At 69.4% G+C, this 11,780-nt stretch carries 10 protein-coding genes and 1 pseudogene; all 11 read right to left on the reverse strand.

What is annotated here, in order from left to right:
• Positions 1-354, reverse strand: a pseudogene (locus AB0C69_RS27045) (DNA-directed RNA polymerase subunit beta); the annotation flags it as partial.
• A 531-nt stretch (positions 355-885) separates the two neighbouring features.
• The gene (locus AB0C69_RS27050; protein ID WP_360358018.1) at positions 886-1,998 is read right to left on the reverse strand and encodes a hypothetical protein; all 1,113 of its coding nucleotides are present in this window, start codon (positions 1,996-1,998) and stop codon (positions 886-888) included.
• Positions 1,995-2,483: a hypothetical protein gene (locus AB0C69_RS27055; protein WP_360358020.1), complete on the reverse strand. Its 489-nt coding sequence runs from the start codon at positions 2,481-2,483 to the stop codon at positions 1,995-1,997. Before AB0C69_RS27055 ends, AB0C69_RS27050 begins: the two co-directional genes overlap by 4 nt.
• A gap of 10 nt (positions 2,484-2,493) precedes the next feature.
• The gene (locus AB0C69_RS27060; RefSeq protein ID WP_345178458.1) at positions 2,494-3,975 is read right to left on the reverse strand and encodes an MlaD family protein; all 1,482 of its coding nucleotides are present in this window, start codon (positions 3,973-3,975) and stop codon (positions 2,494-2,496) included.
• A complete protein-coding gene (locus tag AB0C69_RS27065) occupies positions 3,972-5,312 on the reverse strand; it encodes an MCE family protein (protein ID WP_360358022.1) in 1,341 nt (446 codons plus the stop codon). The genes AB0C69_RS27060 and AB0C69_RS27065 overlap by 4 nt, the downstream gene beginning before the upstream one ends.
• Entirely contained in the window at positions 5,309-6,586 is a 1,278-nt protein-coding gene (locus AB0C69_RS27070) for an MCE family protein (protein ID WP_345178455.1), read from the reverse strand. Before AB0C69_RS27070 ends, AB0C69_RS27065 begins: the two co-directional genes overlap by 4 nt.
• Positions 6,587-6,601: 15 nt before the next feature.
• A complete protein-coding gene (locus AB0C69_RS27075; RefSeq protein ID WP_345178454.1) occupies positions 6,602-7,678 on the reverse strand; it encodes an MCE family protein in 1,077 nt (358 codons plus the stop codon).
• Complete coding sequence (locus tag AB0C69_RS27080) at positions 7,679-8,710, reverse strand: MCE family protein (RefSeq protein WP_345178452.1); 1,032 nt, start codon at positions 8,708-8,710, stop codon at positions 7,679-7,681. It lies immediately after the preceding gene.
• The gene (locus tag AB0C69_RS27085; RefSeq protein WP_360358024.1) at positions 8,707-10,011 is read right to left on the reverse strand and encodes an MCE family protein; all 1,305 of its coding nucleotides are present in this window, start codon (positions 10,009-10,011) and stop codon (positions 8,707-8,709) included. The genes AB0C69_RS27080 and AB0C69_RS27085 overlap by 4 nt, the downstream gene beginning before the upstream one ends.
• Positions 10,012-10,071: 60 nt before the next feature.
• Entirely contained in the window at positions 10,072-10,836 is a 765-nt protein-coding gene (locus AB0C69_RS27090; protein ID WP_345178474.1) for an ABC transporter permease, read from the reverse strand.
• 84 nt (positions 10,837-10,920) lie between these two features.
• Positions 10,921-11,619, reverse strand: coding sequence for an ABC transporter permease (locus tag AB0C69_RS27095; RefSeq protein WP_229810621.1), 699 nt, complete (start codon positions 11,617-11,619; stop codon positions 10,921-10,923).
• Positions 11,620-11,780 lie beyond the last annotated feature (161 nt).

Here is an 11,780-nt window from a genome sequence, read left to right on the forward strand (position 1 = left end):
GACGAACATCGGGGCGGAGTAGGTCATGTCCTTGTCCTTGCACTCCTCGACGGAGTACTTGGGCGGCTCGAACCGGTGGTCCCGGAACGACAGGGACATGGTTCCGGAGAAGTCCTCGATCGGACTGATCTCTTCGAAGATCTCCTCCAGCCCCGACTGCGTCGGGACGCTCTTACTTCCGGCCTTCTGGGCCGCCTCGACCCGGGCCTTCCACCTCTCGTTGCCCAGCAGCCAGTCGAACGAGTTGGTCTGCAGAGCAAGGAGGTCCGGGACTTCGAGCGGCTCCTTGATGCGCGCGAAGGAGACGCGGTTCGGACCGGTTGCGGTATTCGAGGCGTTGCGCGAGGCTGCCAAGAGTGGTCCTTCCGAGGGCTCGCGGCGTAACAGATGACACGCACGCCAGACGATCCACGTTCGAGACCTGCTCAAAGAGGGCCAAACCGGACCCTCAAAGGGGCCTGAACCGGACCTTCACAGGTGTGCTCTCACACGTGGATAGTCAGAGGGCAGCGCAAAGGGGCAGTGTAGCCGAACCGGTACACCGCTCGCAACTCTAGCGCCGCAGTATGCATCACGTTGCCATGGAGCATCGCCCCTCAGCGCCTCTCAGTCAAGAGCGGACTTGGACTTTTCAGGCCCTGACCTGCAGTGAGGAAGGCCATAGTTTAGGGATCCGGGTTGACAGCCCGCGAACCGCCCACGGCGGCGGGTCGCGCGCCCTCGGACCGTTCGGCCCGCCGCCTCGTCTAGGCGCGGCCCGAGGGGGTTAACAGCGACTCGTCCGCGCGCCGTGGCGGCCGTCCGGAAGACTCCGGGAGAGACAGGCGTCCGGGCCCGGAGGGGGCGGGCGCCCGGCCGGAGACCGGCGCCCGGCGCGTGCGGCGGCTAGGAGAGGACCGTGAGCTCAGAGGCGAGCCACTTGCCGTCCTTCTTGACCATCGTCAGCTTGATCCGGAGCGGCTCGGGGAGGCGCTGCTGCTTGTCGGTCTTGGTCGCCGACGACCGGTTGGCGTAGACGAGCGCCACGACCTTGTCGGGGGTCGCGCTCACGACGCCGACCTTCATGACCGTCGTGTTGGAGACGGCCTGCTGCTGGACGGCGACGGTCTTGAGCTGCTGGGCGAGCTTGTCGTACTGGGTGTGCAGCTTGCCCGTCGTGGTCGCGGACGCGGCCTTCAGGTCGGTGTCCAGCGTCTGGTAGTCGTACGAGGACAGCTTCTGGGCCGCGCGGGACGCCGCGAAGGACGCCTCCTTGGACGCCTGCTCGGTCGCGTCCTGCTCGCGGACCTTCAGCGCCAGCGCCGTGGTGGCCGCCGCGAGCGCGACCGCCAGGACGACCAGCACGGCGATCACGGTCGACCTGCCGCCCAGCCGGGACCGGCCCGCCGGCTCGTCGTCGTCCTCGTCGCCCTCGTCGTCCTCGTCGGTCGCCTTGGCCGGCTTCTTGAGGTTCAGGCGCTTGGTCCTGGGGGCCTTGGCGGGCTTCGCGTCCTCGCCGTCTTCCTCGCCCTCGGCGTCTTCCTCAGCCTCGGATTCGTCCTCGGCCTCAGCGACCTCAGCGACCTTCGCGGTCTCGGCGCTCTTCGCAGCCTTGGCCTTCTTCGGAGCCCTGGCCGTCTTGGAGGTCTGGGCCGTCTTGAGGGACCCGGTCTCGTCCTCTTCGGCCTTCGCGTCGTCGTCGCCGACGGCCTCGCCGTCCGTCTCCGCCGCTGATTCGCTCCCTGCGGCGTCGGCGTCGTCGGACGCGACTTCAGACGCCTTCCCACCACGACGGGGCTTCTTGGGGGATTTGAGGGCCTTAGGAGTCTCCTCCGGAACGTCCCCTTCGGGCTCCTCGGGCTCCTCGTCCGCCGCGGCCTCTTCGGCGGCGGCCGCCTCGTCCGCGGCGATCTGGGCGAGGCGCGCGGCCTCCCGCGCCTTCGCGGCGGCCTCCTCCGCCAGGCGCGCCGCCTCCGCGGCCTCCTCGGCCCTGGCCGCTCGATCCGCCTTGATCGTCACGGGACAACCTCCAGTCCGGACACGAGCCAGCGGCCGTCGACCCGCGTGAGGTCCATCTGGTACCGGTAGCCCTGCGGCGTACCGTTCTGCACCTTGTCGTTGGTGACGGTCCCGGTGAGGGACACCATCACCTCGGCGGAGTCGCCGTCGATGGAGACCAGCGCGGCGTCGACGTCACTGACCGTCGACTTGGCCTTGGCCTTGGTGATCTGCTGCATGAAGGCGTTCGACTGGCTTCCCAGCTTGTTCCTGAGGTCGCCGGTGGTGCCGCCCACGATGCGGTCCAGGTCGCGCTGGGCGGTGGCGGCGTCGAGCGACATCAGGTTGACGCCCATCTGGCGCGCCGACTGCATCGCCTTCGCCTTCTGGTCGGCCTCGTCCTTGTTCCTGAGGGAGACCACGCCGAGCCAGCCGGACGCGACGGCGAGCCCCACCACGACGACGCTCAGGACGATCGCGGTGACGAGGGGTAGACGGCGCCTCATCGTGCCCGCCTCACTGGCTCAGCGGTCCGAGCAGGAGCCACTTCCACGAGGATTCCTCTCCCAACTGGCGTGTACCGGCGCTGCGCGGCATGACGTATCGCTTGCCATCGGGGCCGTAGACGGCGCCCGTCGCTGGATCGTATCCAGCGAATTCGACTGAACCGGCCGGATACGACAGGTACAGGTTCCCGCCCGCGAGCTGGCCCGTCGGGGCCTCCGCGGCCTTCGCCTTGCTCTTGCCGGAGCCCTTGGCGTCCGTCTTGCCGCCGTCGCCGTCGCCGCTGCCGGCGCCGTCGCCGCGGGTGCCGTACGCGCCGCCCTCGGGGAACCCGGCCCCCGTGGTCGCGCCCGGCGGGACCTGCGGGAACGGCGCGATGGCGTCGCGCGGGAAGTTGCGGGCGCCGCGCACCGCCGTGGGCGCGTTGTTGGGCGCCTTGCAGCCGACGTCCAGGCGCGGCTTCTTCTTCGAGGTGTCCTGCGGCCAGCGGTGCTTGACCTTCTCGTAGCCCTGGGTGCAGGCGGGCGGCCCGTCGATGTTGAGGTCGAGCCCCAGGTGCTGCGTCCCGTCCCCGGGCGTGACGGTGAACGCGCCCGCGACCGTCACCGGGTAGAGGATGAACAGCGACCGCAGGCCCGCCTTGCGGGACGCGACGATCTGCCCGGTGGTGGTCAGGTTGGCCAGCAGGACGGGCAGCGTCGGCGCCAGCTGGTTGATGGCCTGGTGGGTCTCGTTCACCGCGCCCGGAGCGCTGTCGATGGTCTTGCGCAGCGCCGGGTCGTCGTTGCGGAGCGAGGTGGTCAGCGCGTTCAGGTTGCGGGCGAAGCCCTGGATGTTGGCGCCCTGGCCGCGCTGGGTGTCGAGGACGGTCACGCTGTTGTTCAGCAGCCGCTCGGTGTCGGGGTAGGCCTCGTTGGCGGTCTTCAGCAGCCGGTCGGTGTCGTCCAGGATCGACTGCAGGTCCGAGGCGGAGCCGGTGAACGCCTTGTTCAGCTCGTCCACGATGATGCCGAGGTCCTTGGTGTTCACCGACCCGACGAGGGAGTCGACGTTGCGCAGCAGCTCGGCGGTGGACACCGGCAGCGTGGTGCGGCTCCGCGGGATGGTGTACGGGTCGCCCTCGTCCAGGTAGGGCCCGGACTTCGTGGTGGGCTCCAGGTCGATGTACTGCTCGCCGACCGCCGACCGGTTCGCCACGACGGCCTTGGTGCCCTCGCGCGGGATCCGCTTTCCGCGCTCCAGCAGCAGCTTGACGCGGATGCCGTCCTTGGTCAGCTCCAGGGGGCCGACGCGCCCGACCGGGACGCCCCGGTAGGTGACCTCGGCGTTGGTGAACACGCCGCCGGAGTCGGTGAGGTCGACGTAGGCGACGTACTGCTTGCCGAGCAGGTCGCGGCCGATGCCGATGTAGTTGACCGAGACGATCGCCACGCCGACGACGGTGATGACCGCGAAGGCGATGAGCTGGACGATGACGCCGCGCTTGAGGATCACGAGAGGCCCCCCGCCATCAGGGTCCGCAGACCGCCGTCACCGGGGTCGGGCGCGATCGCGCCCGGCCGTCCCTGGCCGTTCGTGCCGGCCGGCTTCCCCGGGGTCTGTGTGGTGCCGCCGGGAAGCCCGGGCAGCCCGGGCAGCCCGCCCTGGCTCCCGCCGCCCGGCGTCTGCGGCAGGACGCCCAGCGGGGAGTCCGGGAGCGTCACGTTCGGCACCTGGAGCATGCCGCGCATCTGCTTGCCGCTGCCGAGCAGCCCTTCCAGGTCGGTGCCGCCGAGCAGGTTCTGCGCGATGGACTCGAAGTCCAGGTCGACGGTCAGCCGCACGTTGCCGTAGTCGCCCGCGATGACGTTCTCGAACGTCGAGGGGAACGGGAAGGTGATCAGCGTCTCCAGCGACTTCGGCAGGTCGGAGCCGGCCTTGTTGAGGTTGCGCAGGATCGTGTTGAGGTCCCGCAGGTTGGCCAGCATGTCGGCCTTGGATTGGTTGATCACGTAGGTGGTGGTGCGGCTGAGCTTGTTCAGCGCGACCAGCATCTTGGTGAGGTCGGCGCGGTTGCGGTCGAGGACGGCGATCGCGGGCCCCGTCCGGTCGATGGTGTCCTGGATCGTCTTGCGCTCGGCCGCCAGCTTGCCGGTCAGCCGGTCGATGCTGTCCAGCGCCCGGGTGATCGCGGCGCGGTTCTGGTCCAGCGTCCCCGCGAAGGTGTTCACCCGCTGGAGCACCGACTTGATCGTGGACTCCCGGCCGCCCATCGCGGCCTGCAGCTCGTGGCTGATCGTGGAGACCTGCTCCAGGCCGCCGCCGTTCAGCAGCAGCGACATCGCCGACAGCACCTCTTCGATCTCGGTGCCGCGGGAGGTGCGGTTCAGCGGGATCAGGTCGTCGTCGGCGAGCTCCCCGACCGGCGCCTCGTTCTTCGGCGGTTCGAGCTGCACGAACTTCTCGCCGAGCAGGCTGGTCTGGCTGATCGTCGCGATCGCGTTGTCGGGGAGCTTGACGTCGCCGCGGAACTTGACCGTGACGACGGCGTGCCAGCCGGCGCCCTGCCCGCCCTGCCCGCCCTGCCCGCCCTGCCCCCCGGGCTCGCCGGCCAGCTCGATCTTCTCGACCTTGCCCACCGACACGTCGTTGACCTTGACCGCCGACTGCGGGACGAGGTCCAGCACGTTCGCGAACTCGATCTTGACGGTGCGCGGGTGGGAGCCGAGGTCGGGCCCGCCGGGCAGCGGCAGCGACTCCACGCCGTTGAACGAGCAGCCCGACAGGGCCGTCACGCCCGCGAGCGCCGCGGCGCCGAGCAGCCGCGCCCTTCCGATCGACCGCCTGGTCATCGGCCACCTCCAGGCAGCAGCGCCGTGACGTCCGTGGGCTTCTTCTGGGTCCCGGTCGCCGCGGGCTTGTTCGTCGTGCTCGTCTTGCCGGACTTGCCGGGCCTGCCCTGCGGGCCGTAGGCGTCCGGCGGGATGGGCACCGGGTCGTAGTGCGTGGTCAGCGCGGTGATCCAGGACAGGTCCAGGCTGAAGCCGGTCAGCGCCTTGCCGATCCCGTTGTACGGCTTGACGAAGTCGAGGCACTCCTTGGCGGGCGTGCCCACCGAGTACGCCAGCGAGCAGATCCAGTCGGCCAGGTCGTGGAACTGGCGGAAGTTGTCGCGGGTGTGGATCGTGCCGCTGATCGGGTCGTAGGCGCGGGCCAGGTTGTTCACGGCGAGCGGGCCGGCGGTGAGGATCTCGGCGAGCGCGCCCTTCTCCTTCACCAGCACGCCGGTGACCTGCGCGAGCTGCCGGACGTTGGCGGCCAGCTCGGTGCGGTTGCCCTTGACGAACCGCTGCACGTTCCGCAGCGTCGGGGCGAGGGTGTTGAGGGCCGCGCTGAGCTCCTCCTTCTCCCCCGCGAGCTGCCCGGAGACGCCGTTGAGGTGCCCGGAGAACGACTTGATCTGCTGGTCGTTGGCCTTCATCGCGTCGGTGATGATCCGCAGGTTCTTGATCGTCTCGGCGACGTCGCCGCGGTCGGTGCTCAGCGTGCTGAGCGCCTTGGACGCGTCGGCGATCGTCTGCCGGATGTCCTCGCCCTGCCCGTCCAGGTTCGCCGCGCCGACCTGCAGCAGCCGCGACAGCGAGCCCTGCTGGCCGTTCGCTCCGGGCGCGTTCGCGCCCTGTGGGCCGAGCGCCCGGGACAGCTCGTTCAGGTTGCCGCCGACCTCGTCGACCTCGACCGGCACCGCGGTGCGGTTGGTGCCCAGCGTCGCCCCGTCGGCCAGGACGGCGCCGCCCTTGTAGACGGGCGTGATCTGGACGTAGCGGTCGGCGACGAGGGTCTGGTTGACGATCACGGCCTGCGCGCCCGCGGGAACCTTGTACTCGGCGTCGTACCTCAGCTCGACCTTCACCGCGTCCCCGACGGGCTCGACGCTGGTGACCTCGCCGACGGGGATGCCGAGGATGCGGACGTCCGCGCCCTTGTACAGGCCGACCGCCTTGGTGAAGTACGCCGTCATGTGGCGCTGCTTCGGCTCCTGGAGGACGAGCAGGAGCACGGCGGCCAGCACCGCGACGGCGAGGATCGCGCCGCCCAGGCGGAGGATGCTCGTGGAGTTACGCACTGGTGACCTGCCTGCTCACGGGAGGAAGGGCAACGGGTTGTCGGTGTTGCCGGTCGTACCGGTGCCGGGCGATCCGCCGCCCGGACGGGCGCCCTGCCTGTTCGTCGTCGCGCCTCCGCCGGACGGGGGGTTCTGGATCGAGGCGGGGATCGGGATCAGGTTCTGGATCCACGAGTCGAACCAGCGGCCGGTGCCCGTCACGTCGGAGAACTGCCGGGCGAACGGCGCGAACAGCTGGAGGATCCGGTCCAGGTTGTTCTGGTTCTTCAGCAGGATCCGGTTGACCGCGGCCAGGTTGTCCAGCATCGGGCGCAGCTGCGCGTCGTTCTCGTTGATCAGCGCGTTCACCTGCTGCGACAGGGTCACGGTGTTGATCAGCAGCTGGTGGATGACGTCGCGCCTGGCCTGCACCGCCTGGAGCACCTTGTCGCCGTCCTGGACGAGCTTGGCGAAGTCCTGGTTGCGGTCGGCGAGCAGCTTGGAGACGTCCTTGGCCTTGCCGGCCAGCTCGTGCAGCTCGTCGTCGCGGGACGCGACCGTGTTGGACAGCCGGCGCAGCCCCTGCAGGGAGGCCCTGACCTCCTCCGGGGAGTTCTTGAAGGTGTCCGACAGCACGTCGAAGGACTTGGCCACCTGCTGCACGTCGATCGCGCCGACGCGCTGGCTGAGCTCGCTGATCGCGGGGACGACCTCGAACGGGGTGTGGGTCCGCTCGATCGGGATGTTGCGGGCGAGCCGGCCGCGCCCGCGCGGGTTGAGCGCGAGGTAGTGGGCGCCGAGCACCGTCTTGATCTTGATGTCGGCCTCGGTGCGGTCGCCGAGCCGCACGCCGTCGTCGACCCGGAAGGTGACCTTCACGTGGTCGCCGGCCAGCTCCAGCCCGGTGACCTTGCCGACCTTGACGCCCGCGATCCGGACCTCCTCGCCGGCCCGCAGCCCGGCCGCCTCCCGGAACGCGGCGGTGTGGGTCCTGCCGCCGGAGACGAACGGGATGTTCTCCAGGTTCATCGCCAGCACCACCAGCACGATGATGATCGCGAACGCGGAGAGACCGATGGGGACCGGGTTGCGTTCCCGGAACGGGATCCTCATCTACTTGCACCTCGCGTTCTCGTTCACGATCGCCGGCGTCTGGTAGACCGGTCCGCCCGGCAGCCGCACCCGCGCGTCGAGACCGCAGATGTACATGTTGAACCAGGAGCCGTAGGAGGAGATGTTCACCAGCCCCTCCAGCCGCTTCGGCGTCCGCTGCAGGCCCGCGTCGAGCTCCTTGCCGTTCGCGTCGAACGTGGCGGTGAGCTTGCGCAGCCCCGCGATGTCGTCGCGGAGGTCCGGGCGGGCGTCGGCGAGCAGGTTCTGGGTGGTGCCGGTCAGCTCGTTGATCGCCGCCACCGAGTCGAAGATCGCCTTGCGGTCCCCCGAGACCCCGCTGACGAACCCGCGCAGGTCCGTGATCAGCTGGTTGACCTCGGTGTGCCGCTCGTCGATGGTGCCGAGCACGGTGTTCAGGTTGTCGATCACCTGGCCGATGACCTTGTCCCGGTCGGCGAGGGTGTTGGTCAGCGACGCCACGTGCGCGAGCAGGCTGTTGATCGTCCCGCCCTCGCCCTGGAGCACCTGGATGATCTGCATCGCGAGCGTGTTGACGTCCTTGGGCTCCAGCGCGCGGAACAGCGGCCGGAACCCGTTGAACAGGGTCGTCAGGTCCAGCGCGGGCGTGGTCTGCCCGATCGGGATCGTTCCGCCCGGCCGGAGGTAGTCGTTGGCCTGGCCGGCGCCGTCGGTCAGCGCCAGGTACCGCTGGCCCATCAGGTTGCGGTACCGGATCTGCGCCTTGGTGGACGAGGGCAGCCCCGCCTTGAACACGTCCTCCTTCTGGAGGCTGAACGTCACCTCGGCCTTGTCGCCCTCGTACAGCTCGATGTGCTCGATCTGGCCGACCCGGACGCCGGCGACGCGCACGTCGTCGTTGTCGAGCAGGCCCGTCACGTCCGAGAAGATCGCCTTGTAGGTGGTCGTCTCCCGGAACCGCATGTTGGAGATCGTCATCGCCAGCACGCCGGTGGCCAGCGAGGTGACGACCACGAAGATCCCCAGCTTGATCGCCGCACTGGTCGTCCTCACTTGACCGTCACCACCGATCCGTCGCCCAGCAGCGGCCCGAACATCAGCGCCGCGACGTCGGACATCTGGTCGGCGCGGGTCCGCGTCACCGGTCCGAGCACGTTCTTGATCTTGTCCTTCTCGCTCATCGAGCCCGGGTCCACGAAGACGTTCGACAGCGCCCGGCCGCGGCTCCCGCCGCCGTTCGGGTCGTCGGGGTTCTTCCACCACAGGTCGTCCTGCGTGCCGTCCAGCGCCAGGTAGGTCGGGGACGGGACCTTGGGGTTCGGCAGCCCGTAGCAGCGCGGGTCGCGCTGGTCCTTGGCCTCCGGCTTGTCCAGCGGGTACTTGTAGCCCGGCACCGGCTTGACGATCTCGATCGTCAGGTTGAAGGTCTTGGACCCGTTGCCGCCGGCCACCCGCTGCGACTCCGGCCTGAGCTTCATCAGCCCGGCGAACACGCACGGCAGGGACGGCGAGTAGCGCGCGACCAGGTCCAGCCCGTCCCGGTTCGCGATGTTGAAGCCGATGATCTTCGGGGCGTTCTGCCGCATGAACACGTCGCCGTCCTGCGCCAGCGCGGTCGTCGCCGGGATCAGCTGCTCGATCGTCGCCTTCTTGTCGGTGATCGTCCGGCTGGTGACGTTGAGGTTGCGGAGCGTCTGCAGCAGGTCGGGCGCCGCGGCGCTGTAGATGTCGGAGACGTCGGCCAGGCCGTTCAGGTCGTGCACCAGCGTGCCGAGCTGCGGGTTGACCTTCCGCAGCAGCTCGTCGGCCTCCTCCAGGTTCCGGCCGATCTGGTCGCCGCGGCCCTGCAGCGCCGTCGCCAGGGCGTTCAGCGTCGCGTTCAGCTCCGCCGGCTTCACCGCCTGCAGCAGCGGGAGCAGGTCGTTCAGCACCTTGTCGATCTCGACGGCGGCCTGGGAGCGGTCCTGCTGGATCACCTGGCCCGAGCGCAGTCCGAGCGGGCCCGCCTGCGCCGGGGCCGCCAGGTCCACGTACTTCTCGCCGAACAGCGTCTTCGGCAGCAGCCGCGCCTGGACGTTGCGCGGGATCAGCTTCGCCTTGCCCGGGTCCAGCGCCAGATGGAGCGTCGCCCCCCGCGCGTCGGCGTCGGTGCCGCGCACCTCCCCGACGATCAGGCCGCGGATCTTCACGTCGGAGTGCGGCAGCAGCTGCAGCCCCGCCCGCTCCGTCCGCACCTTGACGTCGAGCGTCGGCGTGAACGCCTTGTTGTACAGCGCCACGGTCAGCGCCAGCAGCAGGATGATCACGACGACCATCGACGCGCCGAGCACCCGGTAACGCAACCGCTCACTCATGCCGGCCTCCTGTGGGGGGACGACCCCCCACACCCCCCGCGATCGCTCCGCTCATCCACGTCACCCCGCGATCCGGACGCTGGTGGTGGTGCCCCAGATCGCCATGCCGAGCATCAGGTCGACCACGTTGATCACCACGATGCTGGTGCGCACCGCGCGGCCCACCGCGACGCCGACGCCCGCGGGGCCGCCGGAGGCGTGGTAGCCGTAGTAGCAGTGGATCAGCATCACCAGCACCGCGAAGACGATCACTTTTCCGAATGACCACAAGATGTCGTACGGCGGTAGGAACAAATGGAAATAGTGGTCGTAGGTGCCGGTCGACTGGCCGTAGAACATCGTCACGATGACCCGGGTCGCGCCGTAGGAGGCGAGCAGTCCCACGATGTAGAGCGGAATGACCGCGATCATCCCGGCGAGCATCCGGGTGGTGACGAGGAACGGCATCGACGGGACGGCCATGACCTCCAGCGCGTCGATCTCGTCGGAGATCCGCATCGCGCCGAGCTGGGCGGTGAACCCGCAGCCGACCGTCGCCGACAGGGCGAGCGCCGACACCAGCGGCGCGATCTCGCGGGTGTTGAAGTAGGACGCGACGAACCCGGTGAACGCGGCCGTGCCGATCTGGTTCAGCGACTCGTAGCCCTGCAGGCCGACCTGGCTGCCGGTGAAGAACGTCATGAACCCGACGATCACCACCGAGCCGCCGATCACCGCGAGGCCGCCGGTGCCGAGGCTCACCTCGGCCAGCAGCCGCAGCACCTCCTTGCGGTACCGGCGCAGCACCCGGAACACCCACGCGAACGCGCGGGCGTAGAACGACATCTGGTGGCCGAAGTCGTCCAGCCGGTCGAGCGGCGCGCTCGCCACCCGCCGGGCGGCCTTGCCCGTCTTGCCAGGGGCAGCCATCTACATCCCCTTCGACGGGACGAACTGGAAGTACAGCGTGGAGATCAGGAAGTTCTCCAGGAAGAGCAGCATGAACGTGATGACGACGGTCTGGTTGACCGCGTCGCCCACGCCCTTCGGCCCGCCCTTGGCGTTCAGGCCCTTGTACGCGGCGACCAGGCCCGCGGTGATGCCGAAGACGAACGCCTTGAACTCGGCCTGCAACAGGTCGGGCAGCTGCGCGATGGCGTTGAAGGAGGCCAGGTAGGCGCCGGGGGTGCCGCCCTGCAGCATCACGTTGAAGAAGTAGCCGCCCAGCAGGCCGACCACCGAGACCAGCCCGTTGAGGAACAGCGCGACGAACGCGCAGGCGAGCATCCGCGGCACCACCAGGCGGTGCAGGGGGTTGATGCCCAGCACCTCCATGGCGTCGATCTCCTCGCGGATCTTCCGGGAACCGATGTCGGCGCACATCGCCGACCCGGCGGCGCCCGCGACCAGCAGCGAGGTGACCAGCGGGCTGGCCTCCCGGACGATCGCGACCACCGCGGTGGCGCCGGTGTAGGACTGCGCGCCGAGCTGCCGGATCAGCCCGCCGACCTGGAGGGACAGAACGCCGCCGAAGGGGATGGCGACGAGCATCGTGGGCACGACGGTGACGCTGACGATGAACCACGCCTGCTGGATGAACTCGCGCCACTGGAACGGCCACTGGAACATCGCGCGGCCGGTGTCCAGGCACAGGGCGAAGAACCGTCCCGGTTCCTTGATCGCGACGTTGGCCGCGCCGTCCCCGATCTTGCGGAACGTCGCCGAAGAGCCCCCGCCCTTTTTTGCCCCTCGCTGGTCCGCGCCGATACCAGGAGTGGACATCAGTAGCC

The organism is Actinomadura sp. NPDC048032 (genome assembly GCF_040653175.1).
Lineage (GTDB): Bacteria > Actinomycetota > Actinomycetes > Streptosporangiales > Streptosporangiaceae > Spirillospora > Spirillospora verrucosospora.